Below are 24,592 nucleotides of genomic sequence, written 5' to 3' on the forward strand. Positions count from 1 at the left end.
CAAATCAACTGCTTGATCAAAATATTTTTTCACCTGAGTTCGAGATTAAAAACCTTTTAAAATAAGGGTTATTGAGTAATAACTGTTCAAATTTTAGTCAAAGAAAATAATTAAACAAAAGTAAATAATTGCCAAAAATGAATTTTACATAAGTTTAAATCAATTTTTACTACTATCTCCTGTCTCCTATCTCCTATCTCCTACCCTTATCTAAAATTTTATGGTTCACTCAGGTTTTTTCAGTAACTCCTATTTACAAATCTTTACCTTGAGAGCAAAATATTGTAAACTACCATAATAAAAAAATTATTGATTCAGATTTTGCAAAAGGAGCTTATAACAACAATGCAGTCGGTTTCACCTGTGTTGACATCAGTACCCAGAGAATATCTTAAAGCACCGGGAGGTTTTAATCCTAACGTGCTAATGTTTATTACTGCTATCTTATTAATTACATTTTCCACCATTGGTTATTTTTTATGGGGATGGGTGGATTGGGTATGTTTTTGTGCCAATGTCTTAGCTTTACATATGTCGGGAACAGTTATTCATGATGCTTCCCATAATAGCGCCCATAGCGATCGAATTATCAACTCTATTCTCGGTCATGGTAGCGCCTTAATGTTAGGTTTTGCCTTCCCCGTATTTACCAGGGTTCATTTACAACATCATGCAAACGTAAATGATCCAGAAAACGATCCTGATCATTTTGTGTCCACAGGAGGCCCTTTATGGATGATTGCCGCTAGGTTTTTCTATCATGAGATTTTTTTCTTTAAGAGAAAATTATGGCGTAAATATGAGCTTTTAGAGTGGTTTTTAAGTCGAGCCTTTCTTTTTACGGTGGTTTTTTTAGGTATTCACTACGGTTTTATCGGTTATGTGATGAATTTTTGGTTTGTACCTGCTTTAGTAGTAGGTATTGCATTAGGTTTATTTTTTGACTATTTGCCCCATCGTCCTTTTAAAGAGCGCGATCGATGGAAAAATGCTAGAGTATATCCGGGTAAAGTCTTAAATCTCCTAATTTTCGGACAGAATTATCACTTAATTCATCATTTATGGCCTTCTATTCCTTGGTATAAATATGAACCTGCCTATTATGCTACCAAATCTTTATTAGATGAGAAAGGATGTGATCAATCTTTAGACTTACTTAAGGGTAAAAACTTTTGGAGTTTTATGTATGATCTCTTTTTAGGGATTAGATTACACGAAAAACATTAATCAAAACAGAGAGGAGATAGGAGATATTAAGTCGAAATTTCCCTACCTCGTCAGTCACCTTAATTTTATATAATAAGAATAGAATTGCACATCAAGAGGTAAAAATGGGATTTTTTGATTCTGAGGTAGTACAACAAGAAGCAAAGCAATTATTTGAAGATTATCAGTCACTGACTCAATTAGGTAGTGAATTTGGCAAGTTCGATCGAGAAGGCAAAAAAATTTTTATTGATAAAATGGAAGATATGATGGAAAGGTATCGTATCTTCATGAAAAGATTTGAATTATCAGAGGATTTTATGGCTAAAATGACGATCGAACAATTAAAAACCCAATTAAGTCAATTTGGTACAACTCCTGAGCAAATGTTTCAGCAAATGCACTTAACCTTAGAAAGAATGAAAAAAGAAATTTAAACCATAGCCTTACTTAGCGACTTTTAAGATAAACAATGGCATGGTGGGGAATCAAAAATTTTTCTTTACTACTGTTAGATAAACAAATACAATTTTGATCTTGCCATAAAATAACACCATCTAAGGTTAGACTTGTACTTAAAGCTATCTCTACAGAAGTTTTGTTTTTGATAAAAGTTTGTATTTGTCGTACACTAGGAAAGCCTGTATTAAATACGGTCATATTGATTATTTATTATTAATTCTGATTTTATGATGAAGTTTACCAAATATCATGGCTTAGGCAATGATTTTATTTTAATTGATAATTTAGCTACGGCTGAACCTTTGATTTCTCCCCAAGAAGCCGTTAAATTGTGCCATCGAAATTTTGGCATTGGTGCCGATGGAGTCATATTTGTTTTACCCGGTACAGACGATACTGATTATACCATGAGAATCTTTAACAGTGACGGCTCAGAGCCTGAAATGTGTGGTAATGGTATTCGTTGTTTTGCTCAGTTTATCACAGAATTAGAAGGACAAGAAGTCATCGGCAAAACCTACAAAATCAACACCTTAGCAGGTTTAATTTGCCCTACTATTCAAGGCAACGGGCAAGTTAGAGTGGATATGGGGCAACCTCAGTTAAAACCTTCACAAATCCCCACTACTTTAGCAGAGAAAGAAGATAAGGTGATTAATCAATCCTTGGTAGTGGATGGTAAAGAATATTTTGTTAGTTGTGTCAGTATGGGCAATCCTCATTGTTTAGTCTTTGTGGATGATGTTGCCTCCATTGATTTAACCACCATAGGTACTTTATTTGAAAATAATAGCGTCTTTCCCCAAAAAACCAACACAGAATTTATTGAAGTAGTCAATTCTAATTATGTAAAAATGCGAGTCTGGGAAAGAGGTGCAGGAATCACCCTCGCTTGTGGTACGGGAGCTTGTGCTACTGTGGTGGCTGGAGTCTTAAATAATAAGTGCGATCGAACTACTACTGTGGAATTACCCGGCGGATGTTTAGAGATAGAATGGTCAGATAAAGACAATCATATATACATGACAGGTCCTGCTACGAAAGTTTTTTCAGGTACTTTTAACCCTTAAAAGCCAGAATAGGGGGAGTTGTTTTGAGTATGACATTTTTATTTTTTTATAGGTAATTATGTTAACCTAATACAATACAAACTACTTTATACCCCTTTCCATGACAGACAACCATCAAGATAACCTCGAAAAATTTATTACCTTTTGTCAACAACATATAACTGGACAAGAAAGGAAAGAAGCGCAGATATTCTTAGATAGATTTTTTCAGGCTTTCGGTTATGATGGTGCATTGGAAGCTGGGGCAAAATACGAAGAAGCTATTAAAAAGGGTAGCAAAAAGAAAAATACTGGTTTTGCTGATTTAGTCTGGAAACCTAAGCTACTGATTGAGATGAAAAAGCGAGGGGAGGACTTATCGAAACATTATGCCCAAGCCTTCGAGTATTGGTCAAGCTTAGTGCCAAATCGTCCTCGTTATGTGATATTATGCAACTTTGATGAATTTTGGATTTTTGACTTTGACTTACAATTAGATGAACCTGTAGATACAGTTTCGATCGAAGACTTAGGCAAACGCTACTCCGCCTTTAACTTCATGGCAAGGGTAGAAAGTAAACCCATCTTTAATAACAATCAAGTTGACGTTACCGAAAAAGCAGGGAGACGACTAGGGGAATTATTCCAAATCCTGCAACAAAGACTTAATTTTCGCCCCCCTACCCCCAATTCTGGGGGAGTGACAACGGAAAAAGTCCCCACTCTTGGGGATTTAGGGGCAAATCAAACCCTCAAAATCCAACGCTTTATCCTCCAATGCGTCTTGGCAATGTTTGCCGAAGATAGGGGATTATTACCCGATAGTCTCTTTATCCGTTGCGTGGAAGAATGCTTAGAAGGCGCTAACAGTTACGATGTCTTAGGGGGTTTATTCCGTGAAATGAATAACAAAGGAGTCACTCCTACAGGTAAATATCAAGGAGTGGAATACTTTAACGGCGGTTTATTTGCCACAGTGGAAGCCATTGAGTTAACCAAGCCAGAGTTAGAAATCCTCGAAACCGTTGCCAAGCAAGACTGGAGTAAAATTCGCCCTGCCATCTTTGGAAATATTTTTGAAGGCACAGTCAACGCCAAAGAGAGACATAGCTACGGAATGCACTATACCTCCGAAGCGGATATTATGAAAATTGTGCGCCCTACCATTAGTAAATATTGGGAGGATTTAATAGACAGTGCAAATACTGTTAAAGATTTAACTAATTTACAACTCCAATTACAAGAATATAAAATATTCGATCCTGCTTGTGGTAGTGGAAATTTTCTCTACGTTGCCTATCAAGAATTAAAGAGAATTGAACAGTTATTATTAGACAAAATTAAGGATAAAACTAAGGGTAACAATCAACAAATTAATATGAGTTTTGTGACTCCAAATCAGTTTTATGGTATGGATATAAACCCCTTTGCAGTAGAGTTAGCAAAAGTTACTTTAATGATAGCCCGAAAAGTTGCGATCGACAAGTTTAATTTAACCGAACCTGCGTTACCTTTAGACAGTTTAGATAATAACATAATTTGTACAGATGCTTTATTTAGTGACTGGATAAAAGCCGATGCAATTATCGGAAATCCTCCCCTTTTTAGGAGGAAAACACATGAGATTAAATTTAAGCGATGAATATGTAGAGAAAATATTTAGTAAGTTTAATGATGTTAAAGATTCAGTGGATTTTTGTAGTTATTGGTTTAGAATTGCCCATGATAATTTAACAGAAAATGGCAGGGCGGGATTAGTAGCGACTAACTCTATTTCTCAGGGAAAAAGCCGTAAAGTCTCCCTCGATTATATTATGCAAAATAAGGGCTATATTCACGAGGCAATTTCTACTCAAGAATGGTCAGGGGAGGCAAATGTTCATGTTAGTATTGTTAATTGGTGTAAAATTATTCCTAATAGTTATATCTTAGATAATTATTCAGTAAATAGTATTAATTCCTCTCTCACTTCGGAAATAGATGTTACTCAAGCTAAAAAATTAAAGATAAATCAAAATATCTGTTTTCAAGGAGTTTTACCCGTAGGAAAAGGCTTTATTATTACTGAAAAACAAGCTCAAGAATTTATCGCCAAAGATAGTAAAAATAAAGAAGTAATTAAACTATTTTCTATGGGAAATAATTTAGCAAGTAATCCTCATGGAAAACCTGATAGATGGATTATTGATTTTAATGATTTAAGTCTTGAATCTGCTAGTGATTATAAGTTACCTTTTCAGTATATTCAAGAAAATGTTAAGCCTGAAAGGTTGAATAATAGAGCAAAAAGAGCGAGAGAAATTTGGTGGCAATTATTCGCACCTCGCCCTAATTTAAGAAAGGCTATTAAAGATTTATCCATGTGTTTTGCTGTGCCTAGAGTGTCTAAATGGGCGATATTTATTCCTTTTAAAACTGAATGGTTAGCAGGTGATTTAAACTGTATTGTTGCTTCCGATGATTTTTATATATTAGGTATTTTAACCTCAAAAATCCATCGTATTTGGGTTAAGGCTCAATCATCAACTTTAGAAGATAGAACAAGATATACTAATACTACTTGTTTTGAAACATTCCCATTTCCGATCCCCCCTAACCCCCCTTATCAAGGGGGGAATAAGATGGAAAAAGAGCATTTAAAAGGGGGGAATAAGACAGAAAAAGAGCCTTATCAAGAGGAGAATAATACGGAAAAAGTCCCCTTTAGTAAGGGGGATTTAGGGGGATCAAATTTTCTTAGTAAGGGCGAGGGGAGTAATAAAATTGTGCAACAAATAAGGGATAAAATGATGGAATTACACGATTATAGAACAGAACAAATGAATAAAAAACAATGGGGAATTACTCAGTTATATAATGTCTTTTTTCATGAGTCTAATAGTAAATTATATCAGCTTCATCAACAGTTAGATAAGTTAGTAATGAAAGCCTATAATTTCGATGAAAATGAGGATATTTTAGAGCAATTATTAAACTTAAATTTAGCTATTTCTGAAAGAGAAAATTAGAGAAAAATGTCATACTGAGTAAAACGTAGTAAAGCGAAAGTATCTTGGAGATTGCTTCGTACCTCGCAATGACAGTTAATTATTATCTTTATTAGTAACTTTTAAAATTGTACGATAAATCGGTTCTCCTTTGTTTATGGTAGCGATTTCTCTTTCTGTCATCACTTCTAAAGGGTTTTGACTAATCCAAATTTCTGATTTTAAGGGAGAAAAATGAGGATTTTCGAGAAATCGATCGAGCATTTCTTGGGCTACTTCTTTGATGTCTGATTGTAAAAATACTTGTCCTTTTGGAGATAGAAATTGAGCTAAAATTTCTACTATTTCAGATTGCACAACTCTCCTTTTTTGATGCTTTTTCTTAAACCAAGGATCAGGAAATTGTATAGTAACTAATTCTAAACTATTAGGGGGTAAAGAAGCTAATAAATTTGTTAAAGAATGATTGATATTACCAAATACATAATAAAGATTTGTCAAATTATATTCGTCTTTTATATCATTGGCTTCCGTGACTAAAGCCTCCCGAATTTCTACCCCTAAATAATTTCTCTGGGGATTTTCCTGCGCCATTTGTAATAAAAAACGCCCCCTAGCACAACCTAAATCGAGATGAAAGGGTAAAGATAGATTAGAATATACTTGACTCCAATCTGGGATAAAGATTGATTGTTGATACCTGTTACTTAATGGATTGACGTGTTGACGCACTCTCACTCTTGCCAATGGGTTATCCCTCCTTGTTTATTAGTTGATTTGAACTATGAATATACGTTTTGCCATCGCCAGTGATTTACATATAGCTTTACCTGAAACCATAGATAATAATGCTAACCGTTTTCACTTAACCCAATTCAGCATACCAGCCTTAGAAGTAGTTTTACAACATTTAAACACCCTTAATCTGGATTTTTTGTTATTGCCGGGAGATTTAACTCAAGATGGAGAAATAGTTAATCATCAATGGTTAAAAGCAAAACTAGAGACTTTATCCTATCCTGTTTATGTGATACCGGGTAATCATGATGTGCCTAGTTTAAAGGGTAACAAAAGTTCGATCGCCTTTCAAGATTTTCCTTACTATTATCAAAAATTTGGCTATGAAAACCCTGAGAGTTTCGACTATACTTGTGCCTTAGGGGAAGGATTGCAGTTAGTGGCGTTAAACTCTAATCATTTTGAGGAGGAAGGGAGGCAGTTGGGTTGTTTAACGGAAAATCAATTTATCTGGTTAGAAGATACCTTGAGTCAACTTACGGATAAGTTAGTTTTTGTGATGATTCATCATAACGTGATTGAGCATTTACCTGATCAATCTAACCATGTGTTGGGGTGTCGGTATATGTTAGATAATGCTTCTCGACTGTTGGAAATTTTGGACAAATATCAAGTTAAGTTTATCTTTACTGGACATTTACACATTCAAGATATTTCTACCTATAAGGGCATTTATGAAATTACCACTGGTTCATTAATTACCTATCCTCATCCTTACCGTATCTTAGAATTGAAGGATAATCAACTTTCGATCGAATCCCATCATATCACCCAACTGCCAGACATGGAAAATTTAGCCGATTTTTCTAAACAGTGGACAGCAGATCGATCGTTTCCCTTTATGATAAAAATGTTAACTTGCCCTCCCCTTAATTTACCCTTGACAGAAGCGCAAAAATACGCACCTCTATTAAAAAATTTATGGGCAGACATAGCGCATGGAGACAAGACTTTTGATTTTCCCCAATTACCACCCCATGTAAATCAATATTTTAAGTTATTTGGTGCGATTGATGATGAAGGAAAACCCCAAGCCATTGACAATAAAAATCTGATCAGATTAGGATAATTTAACTATAGTAGTCGCCATGATGGGATTGACATTTTGAGATTCTTCCTTTCAGTCAGAATGATAATTAATATCTTTAAAAGATGTACTAAATCCTGTCTCCTAATTAAATGTTTTTCATTCTAGCACTACTTCTCGATCGAACTGGAGGAGTTTTCAAGGGTTGATTTTCCATAGGTTGATCTTGTTTTTGTTTCGCTTTAGCCGCACTACGGCGTAACGCTTGTAAACGCTCCTCATATTTTTTCCGTTGACTACGATTCGGAGTTTGTTCAATAAGAGTTTTAAATGCACTACCTAAACTTTGATAAGCATTTTTCATAGAATAACCAAAACGAGTAGCAATAATAATCGCTTTTTCGTCAGCTTCGATGGCATCTCGCAGATTTTTCTCACCATTGTTTTTTTGCCAGAGACGATAACCAGAAATACTACACAAACCCAAAGCTAACAATAACAATAAACCATCTTGTACCCACAACTCGCCTACAGCACCACCCAAACCAATCGCCAACGCTGCCATTTCCCAACCTTCTCTGGGAATAGTATCATTCTGAACACGAGCTACTTCATGCCAAAACATCAAATTACGTTGATCAATAGCGAGATTTTCCCATTTTGTCAAATCAATTTGAATCTCAATCTCATCTTTACCTAATTCTTCCGTACGGATTAAAGGAGGATTAACTTCTGTGGACGCTTCAATCATAACCCAACTTTGCAACTCTGGGGGAAGTAGAGTTTTGAGTCTTCTCAATTCATTCATTTCGGCTCTAGCGGAGGAAGTTGTATAAGATGTCATATAATTATTCTCAGTTGATCTCTATTTTTGATATGCTTAATTTTATTCTATGGTAGTCTTATTTAATTTTAGTTGACAATTTTAACATGGAACGTGGTTTATTATGGTTGCCTTTGCTAATAGTTTTTATTTGGTTAGCATGGACTGGTAAAAAAGAGTATCAAAAAGTTGAGGCTTATCAACTTTGGGCGCAACAATTCGACAATGCCAAGTATGATATTTATGCGGTTTTAGGAAAAAAAGGAGATTTAATTACATGGGGAAAACCGAGTAATAAGGGCATAATTAATGAAAGCACTTTTTCTTTAAATAATATCACTAAAATGAATGTAACTGTTAAAAATCAAGTGATTGATCTCGATCGAGTCCCTGATAATGGAGAGGGAAATTTACAATTTATTTTAACAGATAATGAGGTAATAAATATACCTTTTACAGATATTAATTTAGCGATTAAATGGCTTACTTATTTAAACAAATTTCTTGATTAAAATAGAGAGTTCGATCGACTTTCACAGACAATAATTTTGTATAACTTTATCTATACAAAAATTTAAAATCTTGATTTTTCGATCTTTAACCTAAAACCTAAAACCTAAAACCTATCGCCTCCCCTCATCAAAATACTATGAAGCAACGCCTAATTAATTTTTAAATGGTTCTAAAGGTGATAAACTAATTGTTGATAAGATAATGTGGCGATGCAAAAATCATTAAATCTAAGTTTTGATGCCACAAAATAGTGTAATCACAATAATTTAATTCATCATCATCAGTGATGTTAATTAGAGTTGAATCTGCTAGTTTTTATTTTATCTTATTCAAAATCATGATTAATAGACACGAGTGCAAAATAAAAAGTAAAATCTATTTTAGGGTGGAAAACATAAATTTCTTAACTTATTAGTTATTACTCATTACTCGACTTCTGCAAGAAGTCTAATGTCTTTTTTACATTATCAAAAAATCTATAATAGCAATCCTAAATCATTACTTTTAGGGAATTGTTAGAACAAAATAACTAGGTAAAACTAAATTAAATACTTTTATAAATCTAAATTAATTTATTAATCCTTTTTTCAATATATTTTAAAATCATTAATTTTAGTAGATAAAATATGTCAACTTTACATGGTAGTTTTTTAGTAAAAAATGAAGAAAAGTATTTTTTTATTTGGAGTGAAGCATGGAAACAATTAGAAAAAGAAAAGTATGATTTAGAAGCAGAATATTTATATCTTTATCCTTTTTTAGTAGATAAACCTAATGATTTATATTTAATCTTAAAAGAGTATAATTATCATAATATTTGTAAAGAATATCTCGATCGATTGGATACAATTTGGCAATGGGAAATGGTGCTATTTCCCTCTCAGAAAAAGCCTAAATCTAAAACTGTTATTCCCTTACTTTACGAGCATTTTGTTACCATTACTAATAAATTAAGTACTGTTATTTTATATCCTTGGGAAGTAGGAGGATTTAAACTTAATATTGAACAATTATTAAACTTTTTAGAGAAATTACCTTTAAGTAAAGTCGAATATATTGGTTGTGATTTAAGATTTTGGAGTCATATTTATCGTTGGAGTTTAGACTTAATTTGTCGCCGTAAATTTTTACCCGGTATTGATGAAAAAAATAATAGTTTTTGGCAACCTTTATTAGATAGTAATATTGATCAAAGTCGTCTAGCTCATTTTATTCGATCGATGCCCTCTATGAATCGATGTTATGTAGAATCAGAAGACGATCCCATTATACCCCAACAAGAGTTAATTTTAGATTTTTTACAAACAATTTTAGATGCTCAAATTCGTAAATTATTAGGTAATATTCCCCTTAATAATAATAACGATGTTTTTATTCAATCATGGTTAGAATCTTTAAATAGTAATGAAAAACATATCTCTAATTTAACTCCTTTAGACAGTAAAAGATTAAAAACAGCTTTTGATAACTGGACATTACCCATTCAAGATAACTTAATTACTTCAGACTTTCAATTAGTAAAAAAACAATACCGAATTTGTTTTAAATTGCAACCTCCAACAGGCACAAATCAAGTCGATAACTATGATAATTGGCGTTTAAATTATTACTTACAAGCCATAGATAATCCTGATGTTTTAATTCCCACAGAAAAAATTTGGCAAAACTCCCATCCTGATTTACACATTGACGATCGAATCATTGAAAATCCTCAAGAAATTATCTTAAAAGGCTTAGGATTAGCTTGTAGATTTTATGAACCCATAGCAGAAAGTTTAGCAGAATCAATGCCCAATTTTTGTAAATTAAATGCCATTTCTGCCTATCAATTTATTCGTAGCGTGGCATGGCAATTACAAGATAATGGTTTAGGAGTTATTTTACCAGATGGTTTAAATAGTGGAGTCGATGAAAAACGTTTAGGAGTAAAAATTGAGGCAAAAGTTAACATTAAAAAAGGAGAAAGATTAAACTTAAATACCCTTTTAAATTACAACTTAAAAGTAGCCGTAGGAGACAAAACTTTAACCAAAAAAGAATTTCAAAATTTGTTGGCACAAAAATCTCCCCTTGTGGAAATTGATGGGCAGTGGTTAGCCTTACAACCTGCCGATGTTAAAGCAGCCGAAGACATTTTAAATCAAGCAGAAAATAACATTAATTTAACCGTTGAAGATGCTTTAAGGTTAAGTAGTGGTAATGGAGAGACGATCGCAAAATTACCCGTTGTTGCCTTTGAAAGTAGTGGTGCATTAGCTGATTTAATTAACAGTATTAATGATAATCAAAAAATTAATATTTTACCCACTCCAAAAACCTTTGAAGGTACATTAAGGGAATATCAAAAAGCAGGTTTTAGCTGGTTATATTTCCTCGAAAAATGGAATTTAGGGGCTTGTTTAGCCGATGATATGGGACTAGGTAAAACCATTCAATTAATTGCTTTTTTACTTACCTTAAAAGAAGAAAAATCTTTAACAAAACCTAGCATTATTACCTGCCCTACTTCAGTACTAAATAACTGGGAAAGAGAGATCAAAAAATTTGCACCATCTTTAAAAGTTATTATCCATCATGGAGAACAAAGAAGTAAAGAAAAAGAGTTTATTAAAGAAGCACAAAAAAACGATGTTATTATTACCAGTTATGCCCTTATTTACAGAGATTTTGACACTTTCAATAAAGTAGAATGGCAAGGAGTTATTCTCGATGAAGCGCAAAATATTAAGAATCCTCAAGCTAAACAAAGTAAGGCTGTAAGAGAATTAAAATCAGAATTTAGAATTGCTTTAACGGGTACTCCTGTAGAAAATCGTCTCTCAGAATTATGGTCAATTTTAGAGTTTTTGAACCCCGGTTATTTGGGTACACAACAGTTTTTCCAACGGCGTTTTACCATCCCCATTGAGAAATATGGTGATCAACATTCTTTACAAATATTACGATCGCTCGTGCAACCTTTTATATTGCGCCGTCTCAAAACAGACAAAACTATTATTCAAGATTTACCTGAAAAACAGGAAATGAATGTTTATTGTGGTTTATCAGGTGAACAAGCTCAATTATATCGAAATTTAGTGGATGAATCTTTAGAAAAAATCAATGAAAATACTGGCATTAAACGTCATGGATTAGTGTTAACTTTATTGATGAAATTAAAACAAGTTTGTAATCATCCCGCCCATTTATTAAAGGAAGAAAAGTTGGATTTTTCCCCTCGATCGGGTAAATTGTTACGGTTAGAGGAGATGTTAGAAGAAGTAGTAGCAGAGGGCGATCGAAGTCTAATATTTACTCAATTTGCAGAGTGGGGAAATCTATTACAGCCCTATTTAAAGCAAAAGCTAGGGGTAGAAGTACTGTTTTTGTCGGGAAGTACCAAAACCGAAAAACGTCAAGAAATGGTCGATCGATTCCAAAATGATCCCCAAGGACCACCGATTTTTATACTATCATTAAAAGCAGGAGGAACAGGCTTAAATTTAACTAAAGCAAATCATGTATTTCATTTCGATCGATGGTGGAATCCAGCCGTAGAAAATCAAGCAACCGATCGAGCTTTTCGCATCGGACAAAAACAAAATGTACAAGTCCATAAATTTATTTGTAGCGGAACATTAGAAGAAAAAATTAACGATATTTTAGAGAATAAAAAACAACTCGCAGAACAAACCATTAACACAGGAGAAGACTGGTTAACCGATTTGGACACAGATCAACTAAGAAACTTGTTAGTATTAGAAAGGAATGCAATCTTATAAAATGGAGAATGGAGAATGGAGAATGGAGAATTGAGAATTGAGAATTGAGAATGGAGAATTGAGAATTGAGAATTGAGAATTGAGAATTAACACCTCATCACTTTTTATCTCAAAAAGTCGAAAATAGGTTATAATGTTATGGCATTAACGGGATGTAGCGCAGCTTGGTAGCGCACTTCGTTCGGGACGAAGAAGCCGCAGGTTCAAATCCTGTCATCCCGATTTTGTTGTTGTACATTCAATAATTAAGTGCCGTTGTTCACACATTATTGTCGCTGTTTCACAAAATAATGTCGTAGTTTTTACAGTTGCTCTTGCAAAAATTAATTTGTTTTTAATCTTATTTTTGTTACAGCACTTTTCGATTGGGTAAACCACAGTCAGATATTGTGGGCGTTGAGCACCCTACATTTATAATTTAATTTGTGGTTCATTAATTTGAAAATTGGTACAATTAAAACACATTTGTGTGTTTGAACTGATTAGTTGACCTAAATTGTCACTAACTGAAACAATATATTGAATCAAAATAAATAAATGTTTGCACTTACTTTCCCGAACGAAGTGCGCCTTTCAATCTTACTCACACTTAAATCATATCATTTTCTAAAGGTAGATATGAAATAAAGTTTTGATATTTTTCAAAAGAACAGTATTGAAACTAATTGGCATGGTAAAAAGAGTTTTCTGTGTCTGTTTAAATTGAATCAACAGAAACAAAAGTATTCAAAAGGCACTGAAAAGTAAAAGAGGAAGACCCTTAGTACACTTTCAATCGACTAAACATCAATGAGAGTATTTAAACTCTATAATCCCAAATCAAAATAGCAATAACAGTCTAAGCTAAGTTTGAACAAACTTCCTAGACAATTAAACTGTGTGATAGGTTGTTCAAAATTAATGTGAAGTAAGATTCCTTCGGTGAAGAAGGTGATTCAGTAACCATCACTGTAGTCATCCACATCCTTATTAGAGGACTAAGCTCAGAAATAACCTTGTTCTTTGCTTTACTTCTTATTGCTGGGAGCGTACCTAACCGATAGAATATAAATAGCATTATCATTTTCTATCAATATTTCCTTTCTCTGAGCAAGGTTCAGAGATCGCAGCCTCAGAAGCGGACAGTTACTAGGGTCAGAAAGAATAACTATTGCTTAATAGTCAAACTAACCCACTTTTTTCACAGTGCAGAGGTTTTTGTCTAAACTATTAACTGATTTTGTTCTTAAAGAAGTTGAAAAAATCCAAAGAGGGGCAAGTTATCCCGCAATTAGAGATAGTGAGCTTAAGAATTTGGAAATTCCTCTTCCCCCACTAGAAGAACAGAAAAAAATAGCCCGTGTATTAACATTTATACAAGAGGCGATCGAAGAACAAGAAAGGGCGATCGCATTGACAACGGAACTCAAACAAAACTTAATGCAAAAACTCTTTACGGAAGGATTAAACAATGAACCGCAAAAAATGACTGAAATAGGTCTTATTCCCGAAAGTTGGGAGGTGATGAAATTTGAAGATTTTACCGTTTTACAAAGAGGAAAAGATTTAACCAAAGCAAATTTTAAAAACGGTAATATTCCCGTTGCTGCTTCTAGTGGTATTATCGGCTATCATAATATAGCAAATGTTAAAGATTCAGGTGTAACAGTTGGTAGAAGTGGCTCAGTTGGTAGTGTAAAGTATTATGATTCAGATTTTTGGGCTCACAATACAACTTTATTTGTAAAAGATTTCAAGGGGAATGATAAGAAATTTACAGCTTACTATTTAGAATTTTTAAATCTTTCTCGCTTTAAAACAGGAGCATCTGTTCCGACTTTAGATCGTAATTCCTTTAAAAAATTACCTATTAGTTTACCAAAAAAAATGGAGCAAATAGAAATTGCCAAAGTATTAGATTTAACTCAAGAGAAAATTGATTTTATATTAATGAAAAAAGAACAATTACAAGAGTTATTTAAAATATTATTACATCAATTAATGACTGCAAAAATAAGAGTTGATGAATTAGATTTAAGCGTTCTAACCCCCAAGTTTGAAGAAATAAAAGGGGGATGAGAAAAAATGCTAACCTTTGATGAACTTTGGGAAATTCTAATTAACCAAGATGAAAGCACAGAAATAGAAGCAAAAAAAGCCTCTGATATGGGTAAAAGTATTTTGGATACTATTAGTGCGTTTTCCAATGAATCGGGTTTAGGTGGAGGTTATTTATTATTAGGAATAAAATCAGCAGAAGATAGCCAAAATAACATTTATGAGATTGAAGGTTTAGCCGATCCTGATAAAATTCAAAGAGATTTAGCTTGTCAATGTCGAGAAGTTTTTAACATTCCTATTCGCCCTCAAATAGAAACGGTTACTAGAGAAGGAAAAATCGTTATCGTTGCCTTTATTCCCGAAGTTCAGCCCTCAGAAAAACCTGTTTATATTATTAAAAGAGGATTACCTAAAGGTGCATTTAGAAGGATCGGATCAACGGATCAAAAATGCACAGAACGAGATTTAGAATTATTCTATCAAGAAAGAAGTAATCAAACTTTTGACCAAACTCCTGTTAAAGATGCAAGTTTGGATGATTTTGAGTCACAGGCTATTGATGCTTATCGCCGTATTAGAAAACAAGTAAACCCCAATGCTAGTGAACTTAACTATAGCGATCGTGATTTATTAGATTCTTTATATGCCATAACCAAACATCCCAATCAAAAAGGAGAATATTGCCCTACTGTAGCAGGATTAATTTTATTTGGCAAAGAAATAGCCTTAAGAAAGCATTTTCCTTTACAGCGTGTTGATTATATTGTAGTTGAAGGAAAGGAATGGGTAGAGAATCCAGATAAACGTTATCAAAGTGTGATTGAAATTCGTCAGCCTTTATTATTGGCTATTCCCCGACTAACAGCTTTAGTTTTAAACGATTTACCTAAAGCCTTTAATCTTCCTGAAGATCAGATAAATCGGCAAGATATTCCTTTAATTCCTAGTGCGGTTATTAGAGAAGCTATTGTTAACGCTGTTATGCACAGGGATTATCGTATTCGTAGCCCAATTCAGATTATTCGATATTCAGATCGTTTAGAACTTCGTAACGCTGGTTATTCTTTAAAATCAATAGACGAATTAGATCAACCAAGTTCAAAAACTCGTAATGAAAAAATAGCTGAAACTCTCCATGAGTTAAATATAGCCGAAACTAAAGGATTTGGTATTAGAACTATGTTAGAAAATATGCGACAAGCAAATCTAACTATTCCTTTATTTGAATCAAGTAGAGAAAAAGACTCTTTTTGTCTTACTTTATTTACTCATCATTTTTTAGAGCAAGAAGATATTGACTGGTTAACTCAATTTAAATATCTTAACTTAAGTAAAGAAGAAACAAATGCTTTAGTTGTAATTAAAAAAACAGGTAAAATAAATAATTCAATTTATCGTTATGTTAATGATGTTGATATAAATAAAGCAAGTAAGCAATTAATAAAATTAAGGGATTTAGGTTTAATTAATCAAAATGGTAAAAGCATAGCCACTTATTACACCATCAAGCCTGAATTTTTATCGGGACAGTTAGAAAAACCTTATCAAGATAGTAGTACAGATAATCAAGACACTTTATCAGGACAGTCAGAAAAACCTTATCAGGAAGACAATACAGGCAATCAAGACACTTTATCAGGACAGTTAGAAAAACCTTATCAAGACAGTAGTACAAGTCAACAGGGACAGTTAACTCTTGATTTATTTCCGCCTCTAAGCAAAAAAAAACTTGAAGAAAGATTAAATAAAATTGGTAAACGAACCGAACCAGAGGAAATGAAAAGCCTAATATTGGAGTTGTGCAGAATAAAGCCTTATTCATCTAGTGAATTAGAAAAATTGTTAAAACGAAAGCGAAAATATTTATTAGAACAATATCTTAAGCCTTTAATTGATGACAAGTTACTAGAATACACTAACCCCAATAGTCCTAACGATCCTCATCAAACTTATCGCACAAAACAATAAATTATCTTTTTCTTCTCTAAATTATCTTTTTCTTCTCTCAAATATGCCTAAACCAACTGAACATAAAACCGTCCAAGATCGCATCTTAACCTATGCCCAAGAAATAGGTTGGAGATTTGTACCTCGTAAGGAAGCCGAAGCTAAAAGAGGTTTTAACACCCCTTTACCCCCAAGTTTGGGAAAACAAAAGGGCGTTGAAATTCAACAAAAAGCCCAACAAGGATCATTATATTTTGATGATACTTTGTACCAAAAAGTCAAAGAATTTAATCCTCATTACAACGAAACCAAAGGGGATTTAATTAAACGCCTCAATAACTTATCCCTCGACATTTACGGTAATCGAGATTTTCTTAACTTATTACAAAATCAAGGGAAATACTTTTATCAGGCTGAAAATAGAGAACTAGATTTAATTTTAGTGGATTACGATCGCCCCGAAAATAATATTTATGAAGTTACAGAAGAATATTATATCCATAACGGTAAATACGGCACAAGAGAAGATGTAGTATTTTTGATTAATGGTATTCCAGTATTGGTAATTGAATGTAAAAACGCTAATAAGAATGAGGCGATCGCATTAGGAATTGACCAAATTAGACGTTATCACCGAGAAACCCCAGAATTATTTATTCCCCAAATGTTGTTTACCGCCACAGAAGCGATCGGTTTCGCCTATGGAGTAACTTGGAATATCGTCAGACGCAATATTTTTAACTGGAAAGATGAAGAAATCGGACAACTAGAAAATAAAGTAAAGACTTTTTGCCATCCCTAAGTAATCTTAAATTTTCTGAAAAATTATATTATCTTTGCCGAAAAAGACGAAACCTTACAAAAATATATTCTGAAACAACATCAAACCTTAGCTATCGAACAAGTCATTAATCGTTGTCACGATGAAACTAAATTTAGGGGCTTAGTGTGGCACACTCAGGGAAGCGGAAAAACCTTCACCATGATTAAAACCGCCGAAATGCTGTTTAAAGCACCAGATAGCGAAAAACCTACCATTATTTTAATGATCGATCGCAACGAATTAGAAGATCAAATGTTACGCAACCTGAATATACTCATCAAGGTTATAATCTGATGTTGCAAAATGTATAGTTGCCTCTTGCCTACTTGCCTTTTGCCTACCTTCACCAAACTCAAATTATGCCCTCGCCAAGTATAACTTAGGTGTTAACAATATTCGCCATGCCGATCGCATAAAAACCCTCGTGGAATTACTCGAAAACGACTATAGAGGTATTATTATCACCATGATTCATAAATTCCGAGAAATGCCTCCTAACATCAACACAAGGAAAAATATCTATATCTTGATAGATGAGGCACACCGCACCACAGGAGGAGATTTAGGCACATTTTTAATGGCGGGTTTGCCTAATAGCACAATTATTGGCTTTACTGGTACACCCATTGACAAAACCAATCAAGGAAAAGGTACTTTCAAGGTTTTTGGGGTTGATGATGAGAAAGGTTATTTACATAAATACTCGATCGCTGAAAGTATCGAAGATGGTACAACTCTACCCCTTTACTATAACATCGCTCCTAATCAATTATTAGTCCCTGCGGAAATAATGGAACAAGAATTTCTTGATTTAGTAGAAACAGAAGGGATAAACGATATAAGTGAACTCAATAAAATTTTAGATCGAGCAGTTAATTTAAAGAATTTTCTCAAAGCAGATCAAAGAATTGATCAAGTAGCAAAATATGTTGCTGAACATTATACAACCAATGTCGAACCTTTAGGATATAAAGCCTTTTTAGTCGCAGTCGATCGCCCTGCTTGTGCTAAATATAAAGAAGCCTTAGATCGTTATTTAACCCCTGAATATTCGGCGGTAGTCTATACAGGTAATAATAATGACAGTGAAGAATTAAAGGCTTACCATCTCGATGATAAAACAGAGAAGCAAATCCGCAAAAACTTCGCTCGTTTTGGAGAATATCCGAAAATTTTAATAGTGACGGAAAAACTATTAACAGGTTATGACGCACCATTACTATATGCCATGTATCTGGATAAACCAATGCGAGATCATACCCTCTTACAAGCGATCGCCCGTGTTAATCGCCCTTATGAAAACGAAACAGAGGAGATGGTTAAACCTCATGGCTTTGTGTTAGATTTTGTAGGTATTTTTGATAAATTAGAAAAAGCATTAGCCTTTGATAGTGAAGAAGTTAACGCTATTGTTAAAGATTTACAATTACTTAAAAATTTATTCAAAATCAAAATTGAGCAATTAGTTCCCATTTACTTACCCCTAATTAAAAACAACTTTAACGATCAAGATGTCGATAATTTGATTGAATTTTTCAGAGAAAAAGAACAACGCAAAGGATTTATTAAAGGCTATAAAGAGTTAGAAATGCTTTATGAAGTTATATCTCCTGATGCCTTTTTACGCCCTTATATTGACCATTATACTAGCCTCTGTGGCATTTATCTAGTAGTTCGTAATGCTTACACTCGCAGAATTTATCTCGATCGAGAAGTCAAACGTAAAACTGATGAAATAGTACAAAAAAATATTGGGACAACGGCGATCGCATCTATAAATGAATTTATAGAAATTAATGCAGAGACAATTGAAACCATTAAAAACAAAAAAAATGGTAACACAACCAAAGTAATTAACTTAGTGAAAAGCATTGAAAAAATAGCAGAAGAAAACAAGGATGATCCCTTTTTAATCGCTATGGCACAAAGGGCAAAGGCGATCGAAGAAAGATTTGAAACGAGACAAGTTGACACCCAAGAAACTTTAGATTTATTATTTCAAGAAATCAAAAATAATGAACAAAGGAAAAAGGAACAATCCGCCCAAGGCTTTGATAATTTAAGCTATTTTGTTTATAAAATCTTAAAGGATGCTGGAATAGAAAACCCCGAAGAAGTAAGTCATGAGATTAAACAGGCTTTTGTTGATTATCCTAACTGGAAGAAAAGTGAAAGAGAATTAAGAGAATTACGACAAGAAGTTACTTTTTCTATCTTTAGAGAAATAGATGATTTAGATCAGGTTACTAATATCGTTAATCAGTTATTCAACCTTTTAAATCAAAATTAATCATGGTTTTAACCGATAAACAAAAAACGTGGAAAAACGCCCAACATTTCAAAACAGCAGTTTATAGATGGAGTGATCGCATTAATGTTGAAGTAAAAGAGATTCAACTGCGTCAAATGAAAAATAAATGGGCTTCTATCTCTACAACAGGTAGATTAACTTTAAATAAAGAATTAATGGATTTACCTCAAGAATTGGGAGAATTTGTAATTGTACATGAATTAATCCATCTACTCGTACCTAATCACAGTAAATTGTTTAAATGCTATATGTCAGCTTATTTACCAGATTGGCAAGATCGAGAAAAACGCTTAAAAAAGTTATCTTCTCAAAAATAAACAATGTAAATCAAATCAGGATTTATTTTTGCTTTTTACTCATCTTAATAAATGATAAATGACAGCGATCGCATCTACCATCTTTCCATAGAGAAGGAACAGAAAAAGAAGTTCCACAGTTAGGACATTTAGAAAGTAATTTCACCTTATGGCAATCGCATCCTCTTTTATTCTTATCTTGCCATTGTAAACGATGATAGGGAACTTCTTGATAACACATTCCACACAGCATAATCGGTTTAATTTGCGTCACCATACCCTGATAAGGAAACATTTCCCGAAGGCGATCGACATCCAACATCACGACTGTTGCTAATTTTTCTAATTCTTGTGGCGTAGGAAAGGGAGAAAAATAAAACTTTTCCCATCGAGCCAAAATAGCCCCCAATCCTGCCACTTCACCCAATCCACTTGGTGCGGAGAAACGATTTCCCCTCGCACGACGAAATCGACCTAAAAAATGACTAATACTTTCTCCTTCAAAGGGTTCAACCTTAGTCAACCAAAACTTATTTTCTTCTTCTTTCATGAGACCATTTTGTTGAAGCTATAACTTGTTTTAAAATCTCAGGAGTAATGTGTGTTTCTCCTCTGGTAAGAGAACGAATTGCGGCTTTCCGTAGAATCATGTCTAAACGTCCAATTAATTTAAGGGTAGCAGTTTTGAGTAGTTTCAAATTTTCTGCTGTGGCTAAATTTGACGGCTCTGGTAATTCCAGCACATTTTTTTCCCAAACCTGTACGATCATTTTAAACTCCTTATCATCGAGGCGATCGAGTTCATATTCTTCTAGGAAACGATTTGCAACCTGTTCATCCCTTTTGACAACAGTTTCCAGACGACTGGTTGTACCTACTAATAAAACTGAGATATTTAACTCATCTTCATCGTAAACGTGTCTGACATCAGCAAAAGTTTCTTGTTTTAAATGATTAGCTTCATCTACAATTAACATCTCGCAACCATGAATCGCTAAACCATCAAGAGTCCTTTCCCTCAAATCTGATATTGTTCCTTTGATGGGTTTATTCAATGCCTTGAGTATCTTGATAAAAAAATCTTTTGAGCCACATTTTTCAGGTACTTGAATATAAACCACTGGCTTGATCCGTTGCTTTTGCCCTTGTTTTGACTTATTGTATCTGGCGGCAAAAGATTTACAAGTAACTGTTTTTCCACAACGAGATTCTCCTACTAATAAACCCGTCATCCGAGAAAGAATCAACTCATACATCCAACCATGACACTGTTTGACTTGTTCAAATTCAATATATGGATCTTTCTTTAATCGATCAATTTCTGCTTGAATTTCAGGAGAGATATTAGGAAAATCACCAAACTGATGTGCGATCGTTTCTGCATTTGCCATATTTTTTATCCTCAATAAACTAAATTAATCATCATCAAAAAGATCATCCATATATATGACTTCATAGGAAGGTATTTCTTCTTCCAAATCCTCATCATCCTCAATTGGCTCAGGTTCAGGAATAGTTAATTTTTCTGCTATAGATTTTGCAGGATTTACCTTTTGATGGGCTAATTGGCGGCGTTCGAGCCTATTGTTTTTAGTGAGATTTTCCAAGAGAACTTCCCTCTCTAACATCGCTTCAAGTACAGCATCATTATTAATATTTTCTTGTTCTCGATTAAGATGTTTATTAATTGCCTTTAGTTCTCGTAATGATAGCCTTTCCGCCTCTAATCCTTGAGCATGGGCATAATCGAGGAATTGTTCGGTTCCATCATTCAAGCGTTCATAAACTAAGATTGTAGTTATATCTTCAGGATCATAGCGAATAGATACAATTTCTCCTGCCATTCCCCTTAGTTGCTCACTTTTATAGGTTATATTCTCAAACTGCAACGTGCCAAACTTCTGAATAGTCCTTCGGGTTTGCTTCATCAGGCAAATGTCCAGTTCCCTTTCTTCATAGGGTTCAGGCTCAACTACTAAACCATTTTCCCACAGTTGTATCCGAGCTTGGTCTTTTCTCCTGCCATCTGGTTTTTGATTATATTCATCTACAATATATTTCACCAAAATAAATTCTAAATCTTTTAAGTTTAGACAAGCATTTTGATCAACATTTTCGGGTCGTTCCTGAACATTAGCACCTGTATAGCCTGGTAATTCTCTTAAAACATTATCATTTAGGGTACGAAAAAATCTTTCCACAATACCACCATCTGAAGGTCTTCTTCTTAAAGAACAAGTAAACCCTAATTCCACCGCTATTTGTTCTGTTAGATGAATGGAGCGAAAATCTTTACCACCATCAGTATAAAAATAAGTGGGAGTACCATAGGCAGTCCATTCATTTCGCAAACCATATTCTGAACTATAGAATTTAGGTAAAATAGCATGGCGTAATGCCAAAGCATCTATTTGCGAACTAGGACTTTCAAAGCCTAAATAAAATCCCATTAAACAACGAGAATATGAATCAATAATGATTGTTAACCAAGGACGATCTAACACGCCAAACTCGTCAACTAGGCGAACATCGAGACGAGTATGATCGCACTGCCAAACATCATTACTTCCCTCTACTTCCAATTCCCTACCATCACGAGTGATATGGGTTAACTTTGAACCTGAATATCCTGGACTTCTTGCTTTACGTTTCCTATTTTGTTCTTCCACATATTGATCTATAATTCGATAAACAGTTTGATGACTGGGGTAGTCTTTTTTTTCTAAATCTAATTGTTTAGCACGTCCTTTTACTTTTAGAAAAACTTGATGACGAATAATGCGTTTACCATTTTGATTTCCTTTCTTGTAGGTATCTAAGATGAAATCAAACCACTCTTGATCAATACGGATTGTACCTTTATCCGCCCTAGTTTTGATTATGCCCACAAAACCTTCTTCTCGGTATTTTTTCATCAATCTTTCGATGGAGCGAATTGATATCCCCAACTTTTCAGCCGCTTGTTGTTTTCTTTCACGATATAAGGTGCGATCGCAGGGTTCAATCAGACTTTCAACGACTTCCATCCTTAACTTCACCTCATCCGTAATCTGTTCGTCTGAGGGAAGCCGATATACTTTTGGTTGCTTCGATAATGCCATTACCCAAAATAATTTACTATTAAACTCTTTTTACAGAATAGCATTTACTTTAAGAAACGACAACTAATATATTAAATCATTTTCCAAAGGACAATTAAGCCTATCTAAAAATAAGCGACAGATAAAACTTGAAAAACAATAATAAACGACATTTAACTGTTGAAATAAGTGATCTCACTCATTAAGAAGATAAAAATGACTCGAACCCATGTATAATGGAATTTATAGAGATTTTTGACCCCGACAATAATATGAGAAATAGCGACACTTAATTATTGAATGTACATATTAGAAGTCTTGTTCTATGCCTAGTTTTAAAGGTTAAAAGTAGAGTATGGACTCTGAATTATTCTGAATTTTTACAAAAATTTACAAAATTGCAAAGTATTGCAACAAAATTGCGATTTTTTTTCCTTAATCTTTTACAATAAATTTTTCAAATACGTTTATTTAAGGATAAAAAATTAATGCTATATCTCAATACCTTCTTAGCTAGTATTCCTGCTACCGTTGAATGGAATACTAATGTTGCACTAACCATGATTATCTGTAACATTATAGCGATCGCATTTGCTAAGTTTACCGTAAAATATCCCAGTGCTGATCCTCAATTACCTAGCCCCACTTTTTTTGGTGGTTTTGGCTTACCTGCGGTATTAGCCGCCACTAGTTTTGGACATATTTTAGGGGTGGGAGTTATCCTTGGATTAACTAATTTTGGTGTTTTATAGGAATTAGATAATGGGTAATAGGTAGTAGGTAATAGGTAATAGGAATGGGGAATCAGGAATTATAAGCCACTGTTAATTGTTAATTGTTAATTTCTAATGGTTAATTTTTGACAAGACGTTTTTCTAAAGATTCAACTCGTTTGAGTGCGATCGTATTTTTAGGATCATATTCTAAAGTTTTTTGATAACATTCCAAGGCAGGAGAAACTAAGATTTTTTTCTCGTAAACATTGCCTAAATTATTAAGGGCGATGGTATATTCAGGGTATAATTTAATTGCTTCTTTATAGTTTTTGATAGCAAGATCATATTGTTCTTGAGAAAAGTAAGAAAAACCTAAAGCATTATAAATTAAAGCCTTATTTTCGGGTTCAATATTTTGTGCTTTTAAGGCTCTTTGTAGTAATTGTACCGCTTGAACAAAGAGTTTTTTATCTAAATAAATACTAGCTAATTCATAATATTCTTGGGGAGTGCCTCTTTCATTTTTTAACTTATTTTGGAGTTTAGAAAAACGGGATTCAATTTTTCTTGTTTTAATAATTTGCCTTAATAAAACAATGGCAACAATCCCTAATAAACCTAGTAAAATAGAGATATAAAGAACGGGTAAATTTTCACGCATAAATGTAAAACTTTTTCATAATTATTTTGTTATTTTCTTATTTTACCATAAGCTCGATCGTTCAGTTTTAACTCAATCTATTCTTTGTATCT

20 protein-coding genes, 1 tRNA gene and 1 pseudogene are annotated in these 24,592 nt (G+C 33.6%); 15 read left to right on the plus strand and 7 right to left on the minus strand.

The features are described from left to right. Positions 1-345: 345 nt before the first annotated feature. Both crtR and SYN6308_RS12760 read left to right on the plus strand, forming a co-directional pair. A complete protein-coding gene (gene crtR, locus SYN6308_RS12755) occupies positions 346-1,227 on the plus strand; it encodes a beta-carotene hydroxylase (RefSeq protein ID WP_017294837.1) in 882 nt (293 codons plus the stop codon). Positions 1,228-1,331: 104 nt separating this feature from the next. Then, on the plus strand, positions 1,332-1,643 hold the full coding sequence (locus SYN6308_RS12760; RefSeq protein ID WP_017294838.1) for a DUF1825 family protein: 312 nt from the start codon (positions 1,332-1,334) through the stop codon (positions 1,641-1,643). 13 nt (positions 1,644-1,656) lie between these two features. Here the strand turns inward: SYN6308_RS12760 and SYN6308_RS12765 are convergent, their stop codons facing one another. Continuing rightward, complete coding sequence (locus SYN6308_RS12765) at positions 1,657-1,866, minus strand: Hfq-related RNA-binding protein (protein WP_017294839.1); 210 nt, start codon at positions 1,864-1,866, stop codon at positions 1,657-1,659. A gap of 32 nt (positions 1,867-1,898) precedes the next feature. On the opposite strand from SYN6308_RS12765, the gene dapF reads away from it, so the two are divergent. Together dapF and SYN6308_RS26080 are read left to right on the plus strand one after the other, a co-directional pair. Beyond that, positions 1,899-2,738: a diaminopimelate epimerase gene (dapF, locus tag SYN6308_RS12770; protein ID WP_017294840.1), complete on the plus strand. Its 840-nt coding sequence runs from the start codon at positions 1,899-1,901 to the stop codon at positions 2,736-2,738. A 100-nt stretch (positions 2,739-2,838) separates the two neighbouring features. Then, positions 2,839-5,725 (plus strand): annotated as a pseudogene (locus tag SYN6308_RS26080) (DNA methyltransferase). Between the two features lie 75 nt (positions 5,726-5,800). Here SYN6308_RS26080 and trmB read toward each other — a convergent pair. Next, positions 5,801-6,451 (minus strand): tRNA (guanosine(46)-N7)-methyltransferase TrmB, encoded by a 651-nt coding sequence (trmB, locus tag SYN6308_RS12780; protein WP_026102054.1) that lies wholly within the window; start codon positions 6,449-6,451, stop codon positions 5,801-5,803. Between the two features lie 37 nt (positions 6,452-6,488). On the opposite strand from trmB, the gene SYN6308_RS12785 reads away from it, so the two are divergent. After that, positions 6,489-7,571, plus strand: a complete 1,083-nt coding sequence (locus SYN6308_RS12785) for a metallophosphoesterase family protein (RefSeq protein WP_017294842.1) — start codon at positions 6,489-6,491, stop codon at positions 7,569-7,571. 106 nt (positions 7,572-7,677) lie between these two features. On the opposite strand, the gene SYN6308_RS12790 is transcribed toward SYN6308_RS12785, so the two are convergent. Continuing rightward, positions 7,678-8,373: a DUF3318 domain-containing protein gene (locus tag SYN6308_RS12790; protein ID WP_017294843.1), complete on the minus strand. Its 696-nt coding sequence runs from the start codon at positions 8,371-8,373 to the stop codon at positions 7,678-7,680. An 86-nt stretch (positions 8,374-8,459) separates the two neighbouring features. On the opposite strand from SYN6308_RS12790, the gene SYN6308_RS12795 reads away from it, so the two are divergent. The 9 genes from SYN6308_RS12795 to SYN6308_RS12825 all read left to right on the plus strand — a co-directional run bounded on the left by SYN6308_RS12795 (position 8,460) and on the right by SYN6308_RS12825 (position 20,064). After that, entirely contained in the window at positions 8,460-8,864 is a 405-nt protein-coding gene (locus tag SYN6308_RS12795; RefSeq protein WP_017294844.1) for a hypothetical protein, read from the plus strand. 627 nt (positions 8,865-9,491) lie between these two features. Continuing rightward, positions 9,492-12,626, plus strand: a complete 3,135-nt coding sequence (locus SYN6308_RS12800; protein ID WP_017294845.1) for a DEAD/DEAH box helicase — start codon at positions 9,492-9,494, stop codon at positions 12,624-12,626. Between the two features lie 148 nt (positions 12,627-12,774). Beyond that, positions 12,775-12,848 (plus strand) — tRNA-Pro (locus SYN6308_RS12805). A gap of 975 nt (positions 12,849-13,823) precedes the next feature. Continuing rightward, complete coding sequence (locus SYN6308_RS23435) at positions 13,824-14,684, plus strand: restriction endonuclease subunit S (protein ID WP_017294846.1); 861 nt, start codon at positions 13,824-13,826, stop codon at positions 14,682-14,684. Between the two features lie 6 nt (positions 14,685-14,690). Further along, the gene (locus SYN6308_RS12815; RefSeq protein WP_017294847.1) at positions 14,691-16,634 is read left to right on the plus strand and encodes an ATP-binding protein; all 1,944 of its coding nucleotides are present in this window, start codon (positions 14,691-14,693) and stop codon (positions 16,632-16,634) included. A gap of 43 nt (positions 16,635-16,677) precedes the next feature. Next, positions 16,678-17,415 carry a type I restriction endonuclease gene (locus SYN6308_RS22425; RefSeq protein ID WP_040466874.1) on the plus strand — a complete coding sequence of 246 codons (738 nt, stop codon included), beginning with the start codon at positions 16,678-16,680 and terminating at the stop codon, positions 17,413-17,415. Between the two features lie 105 nt (positions 17,416-17,520). Further along, positions 17,521-17,730, plus strand: coding sequence for a DEAD/DEAH box helicase family protein (locus SYN6308_RS25790; RefSeq protein ID WP_390091447.1), 210 nt, complete (start codon positions 17,521-17,523; stop codon positions 17,728-17,730). A 130-nt stretch (positions 17,731-17,860) separates the two neighbouring features. Next, positions 17,861-19,726 carry a type I restriction enzyme subunit R domain-containing protein gene (locus SYN6308_RS22430; RefSeq protein WP_390089745.1) on the plus strand — a complete coding sequence of 622 codons (1,866 nt, stop codon included), beginning with the start codon at positions 17,861-17,863 and terminating at the stop codon, positions 19,724-19,726. Between the two features lie 2 nt (positions 19,727-19,728). Further along, complete coding sequence (locus SYN6308_RS12825; RefSeq protein ID WP_017294848.1) at positions 19,729-20,064, plus strand: M48 metallopeptidase family protein; 336 nt, start codon at positions 19,729-19,731, stop codon at positions 20,062-20,064. Between the two features lie 22 nt (positions 20,065-20,086). On the opposite strand, the gene SYN6308_RS12830 is transcribed toward SYN6308_RS12825, so the two are convergent. Genes SYN6308_RS12830 through SYN6308_RS12840 form a run of 3 tightly spaced genes read right to left on the minus strand, consistent with a single transcriptional unit; the run spans position 20,087 to position 23,144 of the window. Further along, positions 20,087-20,593, minus strand: coding sequence for a hypothetical protein (locus SYN6308_RS12830; protein ID WP_017294849.1), 507 nt, complete (start codon positions 20,591-20,593; stop codon positions 20,087-20,089). Further along, complete coding sequence (locus tag SYN6308_RS12835) at positions 20,574-21,434, minus strand: TniB family NTP-binding protein (RefSeq protein WP_017294850.1); 861 nt, start codon at positions 21,432-21,434, stop codon at positions 20,574-20,576. Before SYN6308_RS12835 ends, SYN6308_RS12830 begins: the two co-directional genes overlap by 20 nt. A gap of 24 nt (positions 21,435-21,458) precedes the next feature. Then, positions 21,459-23,144, minus strand: a complete 1,686-nt coding sequence (locus SYN6308_RS12840; protein WP_017294851.1) for a Mu transposase C-terminal domain-containing protein — start codon at positions 23,142-23,144, stop codon at positions 21,459-21,461. A 467-nt stretch (positions 23,145-23,611) separates the two neighbouring features. On the opposite strand from SYN6308_RS12840, the gene psaK reads away from it, so the two are divergent. Then, positions 23,612-23,875, plus strand: coding sequence for a photosystem I reaction center subunit PsaK (gene psaK / locus SYN6308_RS12845; RefSeq protein ID WP_017294852.1), 264 nt, complete (start codon positions 23,612-23,614; stop codon positions 23,873-23,875). 100 nt (positions 23,876-23,975) lie between these two features. Here the strand turns inward: psaK and SYN6308_RS12850 are convergent, their stop codons facing one another. Next, positions 23,976-24,500: a tetratricopeptide repeat protein gene (locus tag SYN6308_RS12850; protein WP_017294853.1), complete on the minus strand. Its 525-nt coding sequence runs from the start codon at positions 24,498-24,500 to the stop codon at positions 23,976-23,978. Between the last annotated feature and the right edge of the window lie 92 nt (positions 24,501-24,592).

Origin of the sequence: Geminocystis herdmanii PCC 6308 (assembly GCF_000332235.1) — a bacterium.
Taxonomy (GTDB): Bacteria; Cyanobacteriota; Cyanobacteriia; order Cyanobacteriales; family Cyanobacteriaceae; genus Geminocystis; species Geminocystis herdmanii.